Raw genomic sequence first — 18,530 nt, forward strand, 5'->3', positions numbered from 1 at the left:
GCCACAGTCGCCGCGAGGGTGGCGATGCGCGCGTCCACGGCCCGCTCGGCGTCGTCGGCGGCCAGGAACGCCGGGTCGGCGGCCCGCCGGTCGGCGGCGGCGGCCAGGTCGTCGGTCTCGTCGGCGGCGAGCAGCCGCTCCTCGGTGGCGGCGCGCACCACACCGGGGGCGCTCCACCGCATGCCCAGATCGCCCTCGACGGTGCGGGCCCGCCACAGACTGCCCGCGACCTCCCGGCCCGGCCCGGTGGCCCGCTCGTCGGGCGTGAGCACCGAGTACACGTCGGTGGTGGCCCCACCCACGTCGACGACGGCGAGGTCCCCGCCGATGGTGTCGGCGAGCACCTCCACGCCGGTGAGGACGGCGTCGGGGGTGGCCGCGCGCACCAGCCGCGCGAACCGGGTCCCCCTGGACAGGCGTTTACCGCCGATGACGTGACGCAGGAACACCGCGCGGATCGCCGCGCGCGCCGACGCCGGGGCGAGCACCCCGATGCGCGGCAGCACATTGTCCGCACCCGTCACCGGCACGCCGGCGGCCTCCAACAGCCCGGTCAGCTCCCCCCGGACGTCGGCGTTGCCGGCCAGGACGACCGGCACCCGCCAGCGGGCCCGGGCCAGGCGGGTGGCGTTGTGGGTGATCGTGTCGGCGTCGCCGCCGTCGGTGCCACCCACGAGCAGCACCACGTCCGGCCGGGCCGCCCGCAACGCCGTCAGGTCGGCGGCGCCGAGCCGACCGGCCGCCACGTGCACCACGTGCGCGCCGGCCGACAGCCCGACCCGCCGGCCCGCCTGCGCGGTCACCAACGCCTCGTAGCCGAGCACGGCGAGGCGCAACCCACCACCTGCCGACGAGCAGACGTACCACGGCACGTCACGAGCCCCGAGCCCGGCGGTGGCCGCCGCGACGGCGGCGTCCAGGCCGTGCAGCACGTCGCTGCCCACCGTGGTGGGCGCGGCCGCCGCGCCCACCAGGACACCCGCGGCCAGGTCCACCACGGCCGCCTTGGTGTACGTCGAGCCGACGTCCGCGCAGACCGCCAGGGTCATGACCCGGCGGGTACGACCACGGTGCCGGTCGCCGTGACCGCGACGATCGGCGGGTCCAGGACCTCGGCGGCGGACGCGGAGCGGTCCGGGCGGCCCCGACACACCACCGCGCAGCTCAACTCCAGGGTGCGGCTGCGACTGCCCACCCGGGACACCTGGGCGGTCACCTCCACCACGTCACCGGCGTGGATCGGCGCGGTGAACCGCACGTCGGAGTACCCGGCGAACAGGCCCTCGTCGCCGTCCGTGCGGATACACACCTCCGTGGCGACGTCGCCGAACAACCCGAGGGCGTACGCCCCGTCGACGAGGTTGCCCGCGTAGTGGGCGTGCGCGTACGGCACGTACCGCCGGTGCGTCACCGTCAACCCGAGCCTTGCGTCGGTCATGCCATCGCCTTTCGCTGCGTGATCAGGGCGTGCACGAGGTAGCTGGCCACCTCGCCGGGCGTGGTCCCCCGACCGAAGATCCGGTCCACGCCCAACTCGTCGGTCATCGACTCGTCGAACCGGGGACCGCCGACGATCAACAGGGGCCGCCTACCCGCCGGCATGGCCTCGCGGAACGCCGCCGACATCTCCCGCGTGTTGTGCAGGTGCGCGTCGCGTTGGGTGACGACCTGCGACACGAGCACCGCGTCGGCCTTCTCCACCCGGGCGGCCTCCACCAACTCCGGCACGCTGACCTGCGCGCCCATGTTGGTGACCTTCAACTCCCGGTAGTACTCCAGGCCCTTCTCCCCCGCGATGCCCTTGACGTTGAGGATCGCGTCGATGCCCACGGTGTGCGCATCGGTGCCGATGCACGCCCCGACCACCGACAGCTTGCGGCGCAGCCGCTGCTTGACGACGGTGTTGACCTCCTTGGCCGACAGCAGCGGAAAGTCCCGTTCCACCACCTGCACCGCGTCGACGTCGACCAGGTGGTTGACCCGCCCGTACACGACGAAGAACGTGAACCCGTCACCCATCGGCTTGGCGTGCACCACCATCGCCGGGTCGATGCCCATCTTGTTGGCCAACTGCACCGCCGCGCCCTCGGCCCGCTTGTCGTGGGCCACCGGCAGGGTGAACGACACCTGCACCATCCCGTCGCCGGTGGTGTCCCCGTACGGACGCACGATCTGCGCGCTCACGCCGCCGCCTCCAGGATGTCGGTGGCCGGGTTGCAGTAGTCGGCCTCGTGCGCGGCGACCCCGTCCAGGCCCTTGCCCCGGTCCGCCGGCCGCTTCATGATCCCGAACGTGCCCTCGGCGATCGCCGTGAGCAGCGTCTGCTCCCCGATGCGCTCCAACAGGTCCAGAGCCTCACCGAGGACCTGGTTGGCGCGGCGTCGGATGAACCCGTCCGGCGCCGGCACGAAGTCCTCGTGCAGCCCACCGGCGGCGCCGAGGACGTACCGCACGTTCTGCAGCGCGATGTCCCGGTCCGACAGCCACGGCGTCACCACCGCCTCGGTCATCATCCCCACCAGCAGGATCCCCTGACCGGTCAGCGCGCCCGCCAGGTTGAAAAACCCGTCGAGCAGGTTGCCCCGGAACACGTCACCGGTCATGTGCTTGGTCGGCGGCATCCACTTGAGCGGCGCGTCGGGGAACAACTCCCGGGCCAGCAGCGCGTGCGCCAGCTCCAGGCGGAACGACTCCGGCACCTCCGGGTTGATCTCGAACGCGTGCCCCAGGCCCAACTGCCAGTCCGCGAGGCCCGCCTCGTGCGCGAAGAACTCGTTGAGCAGCTGCGATACCGTCACCGTGTGCGCCTCGTCGACCGCGTCGGCGGTGGTGAGGTAGTTGTCCTCACCGGTGTTGATGATGATCCCGGCGCGGGCGTGGACCTGCCGCGAGAACCGCTGGTCGACGAACGTACGGACCGGGTTGATGTCGCGGAACAGGATGCCGTACATCGAGTCGTTGAGCATCATGTCGAGCCGTTCCAACCCGGCCAGCGTCGCTATCTCCGGCATGCACAGGCCCGACGCGTAGTTCGTCAACCGCACGTAACGGCCCAACTCCTTGGACGACTCGTCCAGCGCCGCGCGCATCAACCGGAAGTTCTCCTGTGTGGCGTACGTGCCGGCGAAGCCCTCCCGGGTCGCGCCCTCGGGCACGTAGTCCAGCAGCGACTGCCCCGTCGACCGGATCACCGCGATGACGTCCGCGCCGGCGCGCGCCGCGGCCTGCGCCTGCGGGATGTCCTCGTAGATGTCCCCGGTCGCCACGATCAGGTAGATCCACGGCCGCTGCTTCGGGTCCCCGTGCCGCTTGATCAGCCGGTCCCGCTCCGCGCGCCGCCGGTCGATCCGCCGGATACCCGCGCCCACCGCCTTGCGCGCCGCCGACCGGGCCGCCGTCGCCGACCGCCCGGTGGGCACCGTGAACCGCACCGACCCGGCCGCGGCCTTCTGCGCCAGCAACGTCACATCCGTGGTGCCCTCGCGGGCGAGGGCGTCGAACACCGGCACCGCCACCCCGTGACCCAACCCCACGTCCGCGACGACCGCGTCCACGAGCCGGTTCACCCACGGAATGCCGTCCGGGTCGGCGCCGCTCACCCCGGCCAGCCGCAGCACCGCCCGCTCCACCGACACCGTCGTGTGGCTGCGGGCCAGGTCGACCACCGGCTGCCCGGCCCGCCGCGCCAACTCCCGCGCCCGCGCCACCAACACCGGATCAAGGTCAAGTTTCCCGGTCACGACGACCCTTCCTCATAGATGACCTCACCGCGCAACACCAGCCGCCGGCACACCGGCAGCGGCGTCGGATCGTCCGGACCCCGCACCTCCGGGTCCTCCGCCACCAGCACCGGCAAACCCCGCTCCACACCCGCCGGCGTCGACCACACCGCGAACGTCGCCGGCGCACCCAGCGCCAGCACACCCTCGACGTCCAGGTGCACCGCCCGCCACCCACCACGGGTGTGCGCCGCGAACGCCGCCCGCACACTCATCCGCTGCGCCGGACTGTGGTGCGCCACCGCCGCCCGCACCGACCCCCACGGGTCCAGCGGCGTCACCGGCGAATCCGACCCGAACGCCAACGCCACACCCACCGAGTGCATCGCACCCATCGGATTCGACTCCAACGACCGCGCAAGGCCCAATCGCGCCTCGTACATCCGGCCCGCGCCACCCCACAACCTGTCGAACGCCGGCTGCATGCTCGCCACGATCCCGTACTCCACGAACCGCGCGATCATCGACTTGCTCATGATCTCCGCGTGCTCGACGCGGTGCCGGGCTGCGCGCAGCCGCTCCACACCCAGCGTCGCCGCCGCCGCCGCGAACCCGTCCAGGACGGTGCCGATCGCCGCGTCCCCGATCGCGTGGAACCCGCCCTGCAGGCCATGCGCCGCGCAGTCCAACAGGTGATCACGCACCTGCTCCGCGCTCAGATACCCGTGCCCGCAGCCCTCACCATCGCCGTACGGCTGCGACACGTGCGCCGTGCGCGACCCCAACGCCCCGTCCGCGAACAGGTCACCGCCGGCGCCCACCGCGCCCAACTCCCGGGCCCGCGCGGCGCCACCCAGCTCACCCCAGTACCCGTACACCTCCGGCAACCCCGCCCCGGAGATCCCCAGCAGACCCGTGAAGTCCTCCTCGTCGGAGATCTCCGGACCACCGCACTCGTGCACCGCCGCGATCCCCAACGACGCCGCGTGCGCGAGCGCCACCCGCTGCGCGGCGACCCGCTGCGAGCGCGTCACCGACCCCTGCGCCGCCGCCCGCACCACATGGTGCGCGTCGCGCCGCAACCAGCCCGACGCGTCGTACCCGGGCGCCTGCGCCGCCTCCGGACACGCCGCCAGCAACGCCGACGACACCAGGGCCGAATGGATCGACGCCTGCGACAGGTACACCCGCCGGCCACCGGCCGCCCGATCCAGGGCCACCGCGTCCGGCAACGCCGTGTCCGACCAGCCGGACTCGTCCCAGCCGTGCCCCAGCACCACCGCGTCCGCCGGCAACCCCGCCGCGAACACCGCCACCGCGTCGAGCAACTGCCCCGCCGAGCGCACCCCGGACAACTCCAGCCCGGACAACGCCAACCCGGTGTCCGTGGCGTGCACGTGCGCGTCCACGAACGCCGGCGTCACCAGAGCCCCGTCCAGGTCCACCACCCGGTCGGCCGGCGGCGCGTCACCGTCGGTGCCCAACCAGGCAATCCGCCCACCGGACACCAACAGCGCGGTCGCGCTCGGGTCGGCGGGGCAGTGCAGTACGCCGCCGCGGTACAACGTCGAGGGGTTCGTCATGACCTCAGTCTGCCGCGATCCGCGCCGCGAACAGCCGACGCACCCCCGGCTCGGCGCGTAGCAGCCCCAACGCCAACTCCGCGTGCCCCGGCACGTACCCGTTGCCCACCAGCATCGTCACGTCCGCCGCCAACCCCTCCGCGCCCAACGCGGCCGCGGAGAAGCTCGTCGCCATCGAGAAGAAGATCACCGTGCCGCCGTCCGCGGTGGCCAGGACCGCCCCGTGCTCACACCCCGGCACGTCCACGCAGACCACAGTCACATCCGCCGGAGCGCCCAGCGCGGTGGTCACCGCCGTGGACAACCCCACCGGGTCACGCGCGTCGGCCAACGCCACCACCGACGCCAGCCCGGCGGCCGTCAGCGCGTCCCGCTCCGCCGCCACCGGAACCACCCCGACGGTACGCGCGGCGCCCGCACGTCGCGCCGCGGCGAGGGACAGCGAGCCGCTCTTGCCGGCCCCACCGATCACCGCGACCCGCACCGGCGTCGGATCACCACCGCGCCGACGATCCTCCACGTAGCGCGACACCACCCGGGCGGTCAGCGCGGGCGCCCCGCACACGTCCAGCACGGCCAGGGACAACTGCGGATCCTCGTCATCGGGCAGCACCGCCGCGATGGACCGCGCGAACAGGATCGCCCACCCGTCACACGGCACCTGCTCACTGCGCCCGTCCCAGCGGGCCAGCCCGTCGGTGATCACCAGGGGCGTCAACGTCAACGACACCAGCGTGGCGACCCGCTCACCGGCCCTGAGCCCCAGCGGGGACCGCCGACCGGCCTCCTCGACAGTGCCGATCAGCATCCCGCCGGAGCCGGTCACCGGGTTCTGCATCTTCCCCCGCGTGGAGATGATCTCCAGCACCTCGGCGCGCACGGCATCCCCGTCGCCGCCGTGCTTCTCCGACAGCTGCCGGAAACTCGCCGCGTCCAGGTTCAACCGCTCCACCCGGATCCGCACCTCGTTCGCAGCGATCGCGGCGGACGCGTCCAGCCGCCAGGCCGCCTGCGGCAACACCCCCGACGGTTCCACGACGCGGTGCAGTCCCACCGGTGACGTCACGCCGACCTCCCCTGCCCAGCCGCTCGAAGCCCCGATCAAGGCTCGCGTAGCGGGAAAACTTACGGCAGACTAGTTTCTGTACCGAATATTTTCCAGTAGCCTTCGGGTTTCGATGATCCACCGCACCACCGAGGAGGGGCCGTGACCCAAACCATCCCGCAACCCCGTCACGCCCCGGTCGCCGTACCGACCGCCGGGCAGCCGTACGAATACCACCGCCGCCCCCTGGTCGAACCCGACTGGACCCGCTTCCCCGGCTGGCGCACCGTCACCCGCGACCAGTGGGAATCCGCCCAGTGGCAGCGCGTCAACTGCGTCAAGAACATCAAGCAGCTCCGCGCCGTCTTCGGTGACCTGATCGACGAAACCTTCTACGCCGACCTCGAGGCCGACCAGAAGGCCCTGGCCACCATGTCCATGCTGGTGCCGCCACAAATGATCAACACGATGGTGCCGTTCGCGCCGCTCACCACCGAGGCGCTGCTCGCCGACCCCATCCGCCGCTACATGATCCCGGTCGCCTCCGACCGACGCACCGACTGGCCGTCACACCCCTACGCCAGCCGCGACAGCCTGCACGAGCACGACATGTGGGTCGCCGAAGGGCTCACCCACCGCTACCCCACCAAGGTCCTCGCCGAACTGCTCTCCACCTGCCCGCAGTACTGCGGCCACTGCACCCGCATGGACCTGGTCGGCAACTCCACCCCCGCCGTCGACAAGCTCAAGCTCACCCTCAAGCCCGTCGACCGCTACGACGCCCACATCGCCTACCTCAAGGCCCACCCCGGCGTCCGCGACGTCGTCGTCTCCGGCGGAGACGTCGCCAACGTCCCGTGGCGCAACCTCGAGTCGTACCTCATGCGCCTGCTGGAACTGGAGACGGTCCGCGACGTCCGCCTCGCCACCAAGGCCCTCATGGGCCTGCCCCAGCACTGGCTGCAACCCGACGTCGTCGAGGGCCTGGAACGCGTCGCCCGCACCGCCGCCCGACGCGGCGTCAACCTCGCCATCCACACCCACGTCAACCACGCCCAGTCGCTCACCCCACTGGTCGCCAAGGCCGCCCAGACCGCCCTCGACGTCGGCGTCCGCGACGTCCGCAACCAGGGCGTCCTCATGCGCGGCGTCAACGCCACCACACCCGAGCTGCTCGACCTCTGCTTCGCGCTCCAAGGCGAAGCCGGCATCCTGCCGTACTACTTCTACATGTGCGACATGATCCCCAACGCCGAACACTGGCGCGTCCCGGTCTGGCACGCCCAGCAACTCCAGCACGACATCATGGGCTACCTGCCCGGCTACGCCACCCCACGGATCGTCTGCGACGTGCCCTTCGTCGGCAAGCGCTGGGTGCACATGCTCACCGACTACGACCGTGAGCGCGGCATCTCCTACTGGACCAAGAACTACCGCACCTCCATCGAGTCCGCCGACCTGGAGGCGCTCAACAAGCGCTACGCCTACTACGACCCGATCGACACCCTCCCCGAGGGCGGCCAGCAGTGGTGGAACGACCACCGCGACGACTGACGCACCGCAGGTGCTGGCCGCCGACTCAACCGGCGGCCAGCACCTCGGACAGCGGCGCCGGCACCAGCCCCCGCTCGGCCAACCCGGCCAGGATGTGCGGCAACGCCTCATCGGTCATCGCCGCGTTCGCCTCGGTCACATGCATGATCACCACCGAACCCGGGCGTACGTGGTCCAGCACCGCGCGCACCAGCGGCTTCCACGCCTTCGCGAACGGATCACCGCTCACCACGTCCCCGTCGACGACAGTCACGCCCAGCGGCGCCAACGCGTCCAGCGCCGCCGCGTCGTGGCAGAGCCCCGGGAACCGGAAGTACCGGGTCTGCCGGCCGCCGTACGGCGCGATCACCTCGAACGTCCTCGCCACATCGGCAGCCAACGTGTCGACCGACTGGCGCGGCAGGTCGTAACAGTCGGCGGTGAACGCCGCGTGCCCGTACGTGTGATTCGCCAGCTCGAAACGCGGATTACCGGCGATCCGCCGGGTGACCTCCGGATACCGCTGCACCCACTTGCCGGTCAGGAAGAACGTCGCCGGCACCTGCTCCCGCTCCAGCAGGTCCAGGATGCGCAGGTTGGCGTACGACCGGACCTTTCCGCTGCGCAGGTTGGCCAGCATCCCGTCGGTCATGTCCGCGTCGAAGGTCAACGCGACCCGGTTACCGACCTGCGGCCCGTGGTCGACCACCGGCGCCCGGGTCCCGACCCGCGTCGCCCCCGGCACAGCCGGAAGCATCGTCGCCGTCGGCGTCGGGACGGCCTGCGGTACGGCGGGACCTGCCGACGTCGCCGCAGGGCTGCCCACGGGTACGCCGGGAGTGGCCGACGTCGCGGCGGGACCGGCCGAGGGCACGGCCGCAGCCGACGACGAGCCGACGAAGACCGGCTGATCCGGCGGCGGCACCCGCGACGCCGTGCACCCGGCACCGCCCACCACAGCCACCGCAACGAGTAAGCCACACCAGAACGGCCGAAGCCGAGCGCCAGTCACGCCGCTGATCATCCCAAACGCAAGCCCCTCTCACAGCCCCGCGGCCCCGCCGCGTCGATCATGGACTTGTGGTGCCGGGTTTGCCGCACCGCGACCACTTCGTCCCCCGCCACAACTCCATGATCGACGTGGCGGGGCGGGCGGGGCGGCGGGGCCGGGGTGGGGTGGGTGGGGTTAGGGGGGCGGGGTGCGGGGGGCGTACATGATGACTGCTACGCCGAGCAGGCACAGCGCCGCGCCGGTCAGGTCCCAACGGTCCGGGCGGAAGCCGTCGACCACCATCGCCCAGCCCAGCGAGCCGGCCACGAACACCCCGCCGTACGCGGCCAGGATGCGGCCGAAGTTGGCGTCCGGCTGGAACGTGGCCACGAAGCCGTAACAGCCCAATGCGACCACGCCGGCGGCGATCCACCACAGGCCGCGCTGCTCCCGCCAACCCTGCCAGACCAGCCAGGCGCCACCGATCTCGGCCAGCGCGGCCAGCATGAACAACACCAGGGAACGGAGCACTGTCACCCCACGACCCTAACCGTGCACACGACGGGTCCCCGGGCGACGGCGCACCCGGGGACCCGCGGACCGCTCAGGTCACTTCGTGAAGGAGTCCTTCACGTTGCGACCGGCGTCCTTGACGTTCTGACCGGCCTGCTTGGCGCGCGCGTCGCTCTGCTGGCTGGCGCCCTCGCCACGCATCCGCTCGTTGTCGGTCATGTCGCCGACGCGCTCCCTCGCGGCGCCGGCCATCTGCTCAACCTTGTTCTTTGCCTTCTCGGTGAAGCTCATCGCGCCTCCTCGGTCTGGCGGTTGTCGAGGCTCGCATGCCCTCTCTCCCGGTGCTGAAACCGGTGGTGCCGGTCGGCACACCGCGTAGGGCGTCCTAGGAAGATAGGTCGAGGGAGGGCGGCAGTCGCTGCCCCACCGCGATGGTTAACTGACGGCATGGGAGAGCTCCTGCTGATCCGGCACGGCGAGACCACCTGGAGCGCCAGCCTGCGGCACACCTCGTACACCGATCTGGAGCTGACCCCCGACGGCGAGCGACAGGCCCGCACCCTCGCCGCGTTCCTGGCCGGCCGGCAGTTCGTGCGCGTGCTGGCCAGCCCCCGCTCCCGGGCGCTGCGCACCGCGCAGCTGGCCGGGCTGACCGTCGACGCGGTCGACGAGGACCTCAGCGAGTGGAACTACGGCGAGTACGAGGGCCGCACCACAGTCGACATCCACGACGACGACCCGCACTGGAACATCTGGACCGACGGCTGCCCCGGCGGGGAGTCACCAGGCGAGGTGGGCGAACGCGTCGACCGCGTGCTCGCTCGCGTCACCCCGCTGCTGGACCGGGGCACCGTGGCGCTCGTCGGCCACGCGCACAGCCTGCGGGTGCTCGGCGCCCGCTGGATCGGCCTGCCACCGTCCGCCGGCGGACGGCTGCGCCTGGAGACCGCCACGGTCAGCGCGCTCGGTCACGAGCACGGCCGGCAGGTCATCCTGCGGTGGAACCAGCCGGCTCCTCCGGCGCCCGGGACCGCGACCGACTCGGCGCCCCGGCACTGATCTTCGGCGGGCGGTTCTCGTACGGGGTGGACAGCACCACTGTCGTGCGCGTCGTCACGTTCGCCGAGGTGCGGATCTCCTGCAGCACCCGTTCCAGGTCAGCCGGGCTGGCCACCCGCACCAGCAGCAGGTAGAAGTCCTCCCCCGCCACCGAGTAGCACGAGTCGATCTCCGGCAGGTGGGCCAGTCGCTCCGGTGCGTCGTCCGGCTGCGACGGGTCGAACGGCCGGATCGCCACGAACGCGGTCAACGGCAGGTCGAGCGCCTCGAACGACACCCGGGCGGCGTACCCCTTGAGCACCCCGCGCTGCTCCAGCCGGCGCACCCGCTGGTGCACGGCGGACACCGACAGCCCCACCTTCTCGGCCAGGTCGGTGTACGACAGACGGCCGTCAGCGGTCAGCGCGGCGACGATGGCGCGGTCGATCTCCTCCACGGCGAGCAACCTACCGGGAAATCGGCGCGACGGCGACGGCGAACGCCGCGCTGACCCGCCGTCTCAGCTCCTGGCGAGCGCCCGGGAGATCACCAACCGCTGGATCTGGTTGGTGCCCTCCACGATCTGGAGCACCTTCGCCTCGCGCATGTACCGCTCGACCGGGTGGTCGGCCACGTAGCCGGCGCCGCCGAGCACCTGCACGGCGTCGGTGGTCACCCGCATCGCCATGTCGGTGGCGAAGAGCTTCGCCTTCGCCGCCTCGATCGAGTACGGGCGCCCCGCGTCGCGCAGCCGGGCCGCCGCCAGGGTGAGCGCGCGGGCGGCGGAGATCTGGGTGGCCGCGTCGGCGAGCAGGAAGCCCAGGCCCTGGAAGTCGATGATCGACCTGCCGAACTGCTGGCGTTCCCGGGCGTAGCCGACGGCGTAGTCGAGCGCGGCCTGGGCCAGCCCGACCGCGCAGGCGGCGATGCCCAGCCGACCCGAGTCCAGCGCGGACATCGCGATGGTGAAGCCCGCCCCCTCGCCGCCGACCAGCCGGTCGGCCGGCACCCGCGCCTCCTCGAAGGCGATCTGCGCCACCGGGGAGGACCGCAGCCCCATGGTCCGCTCGGCGGCCTGCGGTGCGATGCCGGCGGTGCCCGCATCGGCGACCAGGCAGGAGATGCCCTTCGGGCCGGGCCCGCCGGTGCGGCAGAAGACGTTGTAGAAGTCGGCCACCTGGGCGTGCGTGATCCACGCCTTGGTGCCGGAGACGACGTACGCGTCGCCGTCGCGGACCGCCCGGGTGCTCAGCGCCGCCGCGTCGGAGCCGCCCTGCGGCTCGGAGAGGCAGTACGCGCCGAGCAGTTCGCCGCCGAGCATGTCCGGCAGGAGCTTGCGCTGCTCGGCGCTGCCGAACGCGGCGACCGGGTAGCAGCTCAGGGTGTGCACGCTTACCGCCTCGGCGACCGCCAGCCACCGGCTGGCCAGGATCTCCAGCACCTGCAGGTACACCTCGTACGGCTGCGCCGCGCCGCCGTGTTCCTCGGCGTAGGGCAGGCCGAGCAGGCCGGCGCGGCCGATGGTGCGCAGCACCTCGCGGGGGAACTCGGCGCGTTCCTCGAAGCCCGCGGCCTTCGGCGCGAGCTCGCGGTCGGCCAGCTCGGTGGCGAGGTCCAGCAGGTCGTGGGCCTCGTCGGTGGGGAGGATCCGGTCGACAGTCATAGCGCGATGAGCTCCGTGGGGGTGGTGTTGAGCCGCTGCACGCCGTCCGTCGTGCAGACGACGATGTCCTCGATGCGGGCGCCGTGCCGGCCCGCGAGGTAGATGCCGGGTTCGATGGAGAACGCCATGCCGGCCTCCAGGGGCCGGTCGTTGCCGGCCACCAGGTAGGGCTCCTCGTGACCGTCCAGGCCGATGCCGTGCCCGGTGCGGTGCAGGAACGCGTCGCCGTAACCGGCGGCGGCGATCGGCTCCCGGGCGGCCGCGTCGGCCGCCGCGCCGGTGATCCCGGGACGTACCGCCGCCACCGCGGCGCGCTGGGCGGCGTGCAGCACGGCGTAGTAGTCCACGAAGTCGGCAGGCGCGGGTCCGCCCGCCACGTAGGTGCGGGTGCAGTCCGAGCGGTAGCCCGACGGCATCGTGCCGCCGATGTCCACCACCACCGGCTCACCGGCGCCGATCGGCCGATCCGAGGTGCCGTGGTGCGGGCTGGCCGCGTTCGGGCCGGCGGCAACGATGACGAAGTCGACGCTGACGTGCCCGGCGTCGCGGATCGCCGCCGCGATGTCGGCCGCCACCTCGGCCTCGGTGCGGCCGGGGCGTAGCCACCGGCCCATGCGCAGGTGCACCTCGTCGATGGCCGCGCCCGCCTCGGCCAGCGCCGCGACCTCCGCCGGGGACTTGCGGACGCGCAGCTCACGCAGCACCTCGCCGGCGAGCCGCTGCGCGGCGCCGGGCAGCGCCGCGCGCAGGGCGAGGACCTGCTCGGCCCACATCCGGTCGGCGAGCCCGACGGCCGCCGGCGGGCCGTCGAGGGCGGCGACGACCAGGGGGTACGGGTCGACGCCGTCGGGATGGTCGACGATGCGCACGCCGGTGGTCGGCGCCGCCTCCGCGGCCGGACGTTCCAGTCTGGGCACGATGAGCGTGGGCACGCCCTCGGCGGGCAGCACCAGGCAGGTCAGCCGCTCCCCCACGTGGGCGTCGTACCCGGTCAGGTAGCGCAGGTCGGAGCCGGGGGTGAGCAGCAGCGCGTCCAGGCCGGCGGCGGCGGTGGCGCGCTGGGCGGCGATCAGCCGGTCCGGCGGGTACAACTCATCGGTTCCCACCCCGTGAGCTTAACGGTCGTTTGGGCATCCTCAGAAGCCCACATCCGCCCGGGCGAGGAAATCCACCGGCGTTGATTGACGACGACAGTTAACACTCTTTAAGATTTGGCTGCCTCGAGGCCCACCCGTTCCTGCGTACCGCATTTCCCGCCCGCGACAACCCTGCGCGGGCGGGCGTCGTCCCCCGCCCACGGGAAGGCCCCCGATGTCCTCACCACTGCGCCGCGCCCTCAGCGCCGGCCTGCTCGCCCTGGCCACCGCCGCCGCCACCGTCACCCTCGTCCCCATCGCCGCGCAGGCAGTGGTGCTGCCGAACAACTTCAAGAGCGTCGGCTACATGCCCTCGTGGGCTGGCAACGTCAACACCATCCAGTACAACAAGCTCACCCACATCAACTACGCGTTCGTGCTGCCCAACAACGACGGCAGCCTGCGCGCGGTGGAGAACCCGAGCAAGCTCTCCTCACTGGTCTCGCAGGCGCACGCCAACAACGTCAAGGTCTCGATCGCCGTGGGCGGCTGGAACGACGGCAACGACTCGGCCTTCGAGGCCCTCGCCGCCAACTCCGGCAGCCGGGGCGCCTTCGTCAACAACCTGGTCAACTTCGTCAACCAGTACAACCTCGACGGCGTCGACATCGACTGGGAGTACCCGGACCCGGGCGCCTCGGCGAACAACTACAGCCAGCTCATGACGCAGCTCGGCAGCGCCATGCACAGCCGCGGCAAGCTGCTCACCGCGGCGGTCGTCTCCGAGGGCTACTACCTCGACGGCGTGCCGACGGCCGTGTTCGGCCAGGTCGACTGGCTGAACATCATGGCGTACGACGGCGGCAGCCCGCACTCCAACTACGACTGGTCGATCAACAGCATCAACCTGTGGAAGTCCCGCGGCCTGCCGGCCAGCAAGGCCGTCCTCGGCATCCCGTTCTACAGCCGCCCCGGCTACTACACGTATTCGGCGCTCGTCGCCCTGGACCCGGCCAACGCCAACCGGGACTGCACCACGGCCGGCGGCGCGCAGCAGTGCTACAACGGCATCCCGACCGTCAAGCGCAAGACGCAGTGGGCCCTCGCGAACGCCGGCGGCGTCATGAACTGGGAGCTGTCGCAGGACACCACCGGCTCCACCTCGCTGGTCAGCGCCATGTACGACACCATCATGGGCGGCACCACCCCGCCGCCGTCGGGTCGTACCGGCCGGATCACCGGCCTCGGCGGCAAGTGCGTGGACGTGGCCTCGGCGAGCACCGCCAACGGCACCGCCATCCAGCTCTGGACCTGCAACGGCACCAACGCGCAGACCTGGACCGTGGCCAGCGACGGCACGCTGCGCTCCCTCGGCAAGTGCGCCGACATCGCCAGCGGCTCCACCGCCAACGGCGCCAAGGTGCAGCTGTACGACTGCAACGGCAGCGGCGCCCAGGTCTGGCAGGCGCAGTCCAACGGCACGCTGCGCAACCCGCAGTCCAACAAGTGCCTGGACGTCACCGACAACAGCTCGACCGACGGCGCCCGGTTGCAGATCTGGGACTGCTTCGCCGGCGCCAACCAGCGCTGGACCCTCCCGGCCTGACCCTGAGCCAGACGCCGCGATCCCCGGTCGACGCCCCCGCGTCAGCCGGGGATCGTCGCGTGGTCGCGGGCCAGCGCCAGCATCTCGTCGACCGAACCGGCCGGATCGGTGACCGGGAACTGCACCGCCCGCACCACCGACGTCGGGTCGACGAGCATCGTCAGTCGCTTGAACCGGGTCGCCCCGCCGGCGGAGAAGACCGGCAGCAGCAGGCCCGCGGCGAGTCGACAGTCCTGGTCGGACAGCAGCGGGAACGGCAGCCCGGCGTACGCGGCGAACTCGGCGAGTTCGTCGGGCCGCTGGGTGCTGATCCCGCGCACCCGTACCCCGGCCGCCGCGAACGCCGGGTGCCGGTCGGCGTAGGTGGTCGATTCGAGGGTGCAGCCCCGGGCGCCGGGGATCTGGGCCCAGCCCGGCGGGTAGGCGTTCGTTCCCGGCGCGTACGCCCCGGGAAAGAGGTAGAGGACGCTCCAGACATCCGGCTCGGTCACCGCGACCGGCCGGCCGTCGGCGCCGGGCAGGGCGACCTCCGGCAGTCGTCGGCCCACCAACGCGTGTGCCCGTCGTGCCTCGGCCGAGGCGTCGTCGGCGGTCGCGGTCAGCTCTCCGTCACCCATCAGGTGCCTCGTTCCCCAGTCCTGCAGGGCGATCAGGACCGGCAGCAGGCCCTCGCCCTTGCTGGTGAGCAGATAGTCGTGCCGGGGCGGGTGCGCCGAGTACCTGCGGCGTTCCAGCACGCCGTGCTCGACCAGCGCGGCGAGGCGTTCGGTGAGCGCCCGCCGGCTGACGCCCAGTTCGCGCTGGAGCGCGTCGAAGCGGGTCGTGCCGCCGGCGACGTCGCGCACGATGAGGAACGTCCACCAGTCCCCCAGTACGCCGAGCGCCTGCGCGATGCCGCAGTCCGCGTCCGCGAGATCCTCTCGTCGCACCCGCTTCCTCCCTCGTCCCGGCCCGACTATAGTCCGTTCCAGAATGGAACGTACTTCCCTCGGCAGCCACTGCCCACGGCACGCACCGCCAACGGCAGCGCACCGACACCGGGAACGCAGCGGCGCGACGGACGGGGGCCGACGACATGCACGTCGACGAACGGGCCGGTGTGTTCTGGCGCTGGTGGACCGCCGGCACGACCAGTCTGGTCGGGTCGGCGGTCGGCGCGGTGGCCCTGCCGCTGACCGCGCTCACCGTCCTGGACGCCTCCGCGTGGCAGATGGGTCTGATCGCCGCGGCCAGCTACGTCGCCTGGATCGTGATCGGCCTGCCCGCCGGCGTGATCGTGCAGCGCCTGCCGCTGCGCGGCACCCAGGTCGGCGCGGACCTGGCCCGCGCCCTCGCCGTCGCGTCGATCCCGCTGACCTGGTGGTGGGGGCAGCTCACCGTGACCCACCTGGTGGTCACCGCGCTCGTCGTCAGCTTCGCCAACGTGCTGTTCGACGTGGCCAACTCGACCTTCCTGCCCAGCATCGTCGAGCGCGAGCAGTTGCAGTCGCGCAACAGCCTCACCTCGGCCACCCACGCCGCGACCCTGCTCAGCGGCCCGTCGCTCGGTGGGCTCGCCGTGCAGGCGCTCGGCGCGGTGCCCACCCTGCTCGTCGACTCGGCCAGCTACCTCGTGTCGGCGGCTCTGCTGCGCACCCTGCCCGCGCGCCGCGTCGACGCGCCCGAGCAGTGGCCGCCGGTCGGTGAGCTGATCCGCGAGGGCTGGCGCTACGTGGCGTACCACCAGGTCATGGCCCCGTGCATGTGGGCCGCGACGGCCATGAACTTCGTCTGCGGCGCGCAGTTCGCGCTGCACCCGCTCTACCTCGTCCGCGACCTGCACGCGCCGGCCGGCCTGGTCGGCGTCCTGCTCGCCGTCGAGGGCGTCGGCGCGCTTGTGGGGGCCGCCCTCACCACGTGGATCACCACGCGGCTCGGCAGCGCCCGCGCGCTGGTCGCCGCCGGGTTCACGACTGTCGCCGGAGCGTTCCTGATCCCCGGCGGCACCGGGTGGCCGGCTTACGTCGCCTTCGCCGCCGGCAGCATCGTCTTCTCCCTCGGCACGGTCGTGCTCAGCGTGACCACCCGGACGTACCGGCAGATCGCCAGCCCGCCCGAACTCCTCTCGCGGGTGATGGCGACCGTGCGGTTCGTCTCCTGGGGCGCCATCCCGGTCGGCGGGCTGGTCGCCGGCGCGCTCGCCGGCCCGCTCGGCGCCCGCGCCACCCTGTTCATCTTCGCGGCGACCCTGATCTGCGCGCCAGTGGTGCTGCTGCTGTCCCCCGTCCGACGCCTGCGCGACCTCACCGACCACGACCGCGACGAGGGCCGACGTCCGGCCGTCACCATCGGTCGGTGACCACACCCGGGAACAGGCCGTCGGCCACCCGCCGCGCCCGGCTCGCGTCGCTGAGCACATCGACGCTGTGCACGTACTGGTCGACCGCCCCCAGCAGCGGTCGGTCGCGCAGCGCCGGGTCGGTCACCGCGGCGCGTAGGGCGGCGGCGACGCGCTCGGCCCGCAGCACCAGGAACGGCCGGTCGTGAAACGGGCCGGCCCGGGCGCGTACCGGGGCCGCCAGAGCGGTGTCGTCGGTCCACCGGGCCATGGTCTCCAGCGCCTCGACCAGACCGGCCTGGCGCCGGGTCCAGTCGCCCGGGCCGGTCGCCTCGGCCAGCGCCGCGACCGCCGGGGCCGCGCCCGGCAGCCGGCCGAAGGCCGTGCCGAGCCATTTGTCGTACGGTGGCCAGCGTCGGCGCAGCAGCAGACCGAGCCGGAGCACGTCACGGGCGATGCCTCCGGTGACAACCCGGCTGCCCAGCTCGTCGCCGACCTCGGCGCACCGGCCGGGCAGGTGCTCAGCCTGCGCGATCCGCGTCCACACGGCGGCCAGGACGTACCGCCACACGTCCGGCGGATACCACCGCAGCGCCGCCCGTCGAGCGGTCAGCGCCCCGTCGAGGCCGTCATGGAACACCTCGCCACCTGTCACCTCCGCCAACCGCTGGGTCGGGCTCGCCAGCCAGTCCGCCGTGCCGACCCCGTCCATCGGGTCGAAGCCGAGCCGGCGGCGCCACCAGTCGGCCATCTCGTCGACGGTGACCCCGTGGCGCGTTCCGGCCGCGTCGGGGACGCCCAGTCGTCCGTCGCCAGCGAAGCGGGTGGGCCAGCCGAGGAATTCCGCCGGCAGGTCGGCGTCCAGCGCGGCGCGTATCCGCGGGATCGCGGCGACGTCAGCCGGCCCGACGAACACCTGCAGGCGCGGGCCCCAGTCGTGGTCGGTCGACCGGGCCGTGTCCAGGCCGAGCACCTCCGAGCCACCGTCGAGCAGTCCCGCCGCGTACGCCAGGGAGGAAAAGCGACCGCGCAGGATCGGCGCGACCACCTCGTCGTGGTACCGGCGGGCCAGCACCAGGCCGGGAAGGAACGACACACCGGCAGTCTGCGCCGTCGCGGGGCCTGTCCGCACTGTGGTTTGCCGGGTAGGACGGGGGCGGGGGCCATAGCCTGGGCTCGGGACGTCCGCAGGGGGCCGCGACCGAAAGGGCCGACGTGACAGCGAACGACGCGAACCGGGCGGCGACCCGCCGTCGCCGGCAACTGTGGGCCGGGGTGCTCGCGCTCGTCGGCCTGGTCCTGCTGGTCATCGGGCTCACCGTGGCTGACGGCGTCGCCGCCTGGGTCGAGGTGCTGGTCGCGATCCTGCTGCTGGTGACCAGCTACGTCGTGCAGCATCTCGCCCGACGCGACACCGTCTACCGGCACGACGAGCGGCACTGACCC

The 18,530-nt window shown here is 72.5% G+C and carries 19 protein-coding genes; 5 read left to right on the forward strand and 14 right to left on the reverse strand.

The genetic code is table 11. From position 1 onward, the window contains the following. The 6 genes from B0E54_RS03945 to B0E54_RS03970 all read right to left on the reverse strand — a co-directional run. A partial coding sequence (locus B0E54_RS03945) for a glutamate mutase L (RefSeq protein ID WP_234581871.1) occupies positions 1 to 1,049 on the reverse strand: 1,049 nt, incomplete at its 3' end. Continuing rightward, positions 1,046 to 1,438: a hotdog domain-containing protein gene (locus B0E54_RS03950; RefSeq protein ID WP_234581872.1), complete on the reverse strand. Its 393-nt coding sequence runs from the start codon at positions 1,436 to 1,438 to the stop codon at positions 1,046 to 1,048. The genes B0E54_RS03945 and B0E54_RS03950, both read right to left, overlap by 4 nt. Next, a complete protein-coding gene (locus tag B0E54_RS03955; RefSeq protein ID WP_308195334.1) occupies positions 1,435 to 2,184 on the reverse strand; it encodes an OAM dimerization domain-containing protein in 750 nt (249 codons plus the stop codon). Before B0E54_RS03955 ends, B0E54_RS03950 begins: the two co-directional genes overlap by 4 nt. Continuing rightward, positions 2,181 to 3,740, reverse strand: a complete 1,560-nt coding sequence (locus B0E54_RS03960) for a lysine 5,6-aminomutase subunit alpha (protein WP_234581873.1) — start codon at positions 3,738 to 3,740, stop codon at positions 2,181 to 2,183. Before B0E54_RS03960 ends, B0E54_RS03955 begins: the two co-directional genes overlap by 4 nt. Next, positions 3,737 to 5,302, reverse strand: a complete 1,566-nt coding sequence (locus B0E54_RS03965; protein ID WP_234581874.1) for an amidohydrolase — start codon at positions 5,300 to 5,302, stop codon at positions 3,737 to 3,739. Before B0E54_RS03965 ends, B0E54_RS03960 begins: the two co-directional genes overlap by 4 nt. Positions 5,303 to 5,306: 4 nt before the next feature. Next, complete coding sequence (locus B0E54_RS03970; RefSeq protein ID WP_234582028.1) at positions 5,307 to 6,356, reverse strand: zinc-binding alcohol dehydrogenase; 1,050 nt, start codon at positions 6,354 to 6,356, stop codon at positions 5,307 to 5,309. A 153-nt stretch (positions 6,357 to 6,509) separates the two neighbouring features. Between B0E54_RS03970 and B0E54_RS03975 the strand changes: the two genes are divergently transcribed. Further along, positions 6,510 to 7,901 carry a KamA family radical SAM protein gene (locus tag B0E54_RS03975; RefSeq protein WP_234581875.1) on the forward strand — a complete coding sequence of 464 codons (1,392 nt, stop codon included), beginning with the start codon at positions 6,510 to 6,512 and terminating at the stop codon, positions 7,899 to 7,901. 25 nt (positions 7,902 to 7,926) lie between these two features. Here the strand turns inward: B0E54_RS03975 and B0E54_RS03980 are convergent, their stop codons facing one another. From B0E54_RS03980 to B0E54_RS03990, 3 genes are all read right to left on the reverse strand, one after another. Next, the gene (locus tag B0E54_RS03980; protein WP_234581876.1) at positions 7,927 to 8,625 is read right to left on the reverse strand and encodes a polysaccharide deacetylase family protein; all 699 of its coding nucleotides are present in this window, start codon (positions 8,623 to 8,625) and stop codon (positions 7,927 to 7,929) included. Positions 8,626 to 9,066: 441 nt separating this feature from the next. Then, on the reverse strand, positions 9,067 to 9,408 hold the full coding sequence (locus B0E54_RS03985) for a YnfA family protein (protein WP_234581877.1): 342 nt from the start codon (positions 9,406 to 9,408) through the stop codon (positions 9,067 to 9,069). 72 nt (positions 9,409 to 9,480) lie between these two features. Continuing rightward, the gene (locus tag B0E54_RS03990; RefSeq protein ID WP_088989634.1) at positions 9,481 to 9,675 is read right to left on the reverse strand and encodes a CsbD family protein; all 195 of its coding nucleotides are present in this window, start codon (positions 9,673 to 9,675) and stop codon (positions 9,481 to 9,483) included. A 156-nt stretch (positions 9,676 to 9,831) separates the two neighbouring features. On the opposite strand from B0E54_RS03990, the gene B0E54_RS03995 reads away from it, so the two are divergent. Beyond that, positions 9,832 to 10,443 (forward strand): histidine phosphatase family protein, encoded by a 612-nt coding sequence (locus B0E54_RS03995; protein ID WP_234581878.1) that lies wholly within the window; start codon positions 9,832 to 9,834, stop codon positions 10,441 to 10,443. On the opposite strand, the gene B0E54_RS04000 is transcribed toward B0E54_RS03995, so the two are convergent. The 3 genes from B0E54_RS04000 to B0E54_RS04010 all read right to left on the reverse strand — a co-directional run bounded on the left by B0E54_RS04000 (position 10,373) and on the right by B0E54_RS04010 (position 13,191). Further along, positions 10,373 to 10,879, reverse strand: a complete 507-nt coding sequence (locus B0E54_RS04000; RefSeq protein ID WP_007460055.1) for an Lrp/AsnC family transcriptional regulator — start codon at positions 10,877 to 10,879, stop codon at positions 10,373 to 10,375. The genes B0E54_RS03995 and B0E54_RS04000 overlap by 71 nt on opposite strands. 63 nt (positions 10,880 to 10,942) lie before the next feature. Further along, complete coding sequence (locus B0E54_RS04005) at positions 10,943 to 12,085, reverse strand: acyl-CoA dehydrogenase family protein (protein WP_234581879.1); 1,143 nt, start codon at positions 12,083 to 12,085, stop codon at positions 10,943 to 10,945. After that, the gene (locus B0E54_RS04010; RefSeq protein WP_234581880.1) at positions 12,082 to 13,191 is read right to left on the reverse strand and encodes a Xaa-Pro peptidase family protein; all 1,110 of its coding nucleotides are present in this window, start codon (positions 13,189 to 13,191) and stop codon (positions 12,082 to 12,084) included. The genes B0E54_RS04005 and B0E54_RS04010 overlap by 4 nt, the downstream gene beginning before the upstream one ends. 205 nt (positions 13,192 to 13,396) lie before the next feature. Between B0E54_RS04010 and B0E54_RS04015 the strand changes: the two genes are divergently transcribed. Further along, positions 13,397 to 14,767, forward strand: a complete 1,371-nt coding sequence (locus B0E54_RS04015; protein WP_234581881.1) for a glycosyl hydrolase family 18 protein — start codon at positions 13,397 to 13,399, stop codon at positions 14,765 to 14,767. A gap of 41 nt (positions 14,768 to 14,808) precedes the next feature. Here B0E54_RS04015 and B0E54_RS04020 read toward each other — a convergent pair whose 3' ends face one another. Continuing rightward, positions 14,809 to 15,696, reverse strand: coding sequence for a winged helix-turn-helix transcriptional regulator (locus B0E54_RS04020; protein ID WP_234581882.1), 888 nt, complete (start codon positions 15,694 to 15,696; stop codon positions 14,809 to 14,811). 146 nt (positions 15,697 to 15,842) lie between these two features. Here B0E54_RS04020 and B0E54_RS04025 point away from each other — a divergent pair, with 146 nt between their 5' ends. Further along, positions 15,843 to 17,105 (forward strand): MFS transporter, encoded by a 1,263-nt coding sequence (locus B0E54_RS04025; protein ID WP_234581883.1) that lies wholly within the window; start codon positions 15,843 to 15,845, stop codon positions 17,103 to 17,105. Here B0E54_RS04025 and B0E54_RS04030 read toward each other — a convergent pair. Continuing rightward, a complete protein-coding gene (locus B0E54_RS04030; protein ID WP_234581884.1) occupies positions 17,089 to 18,180 on the reverse strand; it encodes a DUF4037 domain-containing protein in 1,092 nt (363 codons plus the stop codon). The genes B0E54_RS04025 and B0E54_RS04030 overlap by 17 nt on opposite strands. A gap of 119 nt (positions 18,181 to 18,299) precedes the next feature. On the opposite strand from B0E54_RS04030, the gene B0E54_RS04035 reads away from it, so the two are divergent. Beyond that, a complete protein-coding gene (locus tag B0E54_RS04035) occupies positions 18,300 to 18,527 on the forward strand; it encodes a hypothetical protein (protein ID WP_234581885.1) in 228 nt (75 codons plus the stop codon). Positions 18,528 to 18,530: the final 3 nt, after the last annotated feature.

Source organism: Micromonospora sp. MH99, assembly GCF_021442385.1.
Taxonomy (GTDB): Bacteria; Actinomycetota; Actinomycetes; order Mycobacteriales; family Micromonosporaceae; genus Micromonospora.

Excerpts from the sequence above, each read along its gene's own strand:
- B0E54_RS03950 (WP_234581872.1), bottom strand. The coding sequence starts at position 1,438 with ATGACCGACGCAAGGCTCGGGTTGACGGTGACGCACCGGCGGTACGTG.
- B0E54_RS03965 (WP_234581874.1), bottom strand. The coding sequence starts at position 5,302 with ATGACGAACCCCTCGACGTTGTACCGCGGCGGCGTACTGCACTGCCCC.
- B0E54_RS03990 (WP_088989634.1), bottom strand. The coding sequence starts at position 9,675 with ATGAGCTTCACCGAGAAGGCAAAGAACAAGGTTGAGCAGATGGCCGGC.
- B0E54_RS03995 (WP_234581878.1), top strand. The coding sequence starts at position 9,832 with ATGGGAGAGCTCCTGCTGATCCGGCACGGCGAGACCACCTGGAGCGCC.
- B0E54_RS04005 (WP_234581879.1), bottom strand. The coding sequence starts at position 12,085 with ATGACTGTCGACCGGATCCTCCCCACCGACGAGGCCCACGACCTGCTG.
- B0E54_RS04015 (WP_234581881.1), top strand. The coding sequence starts at position 13,397 with ATGTCCTCACCACTGCGCCGCGCCCTCAGCGCCGGCCTGCTCGCCCTG.
- B0E54_RS04025 (WP_234581883.1), top strand. The coding sequence starts at position 15,843 with ATGCACGTCGACGAACGGGCCGGTGTGTTCTGGCGCTGGTGGACCGCC.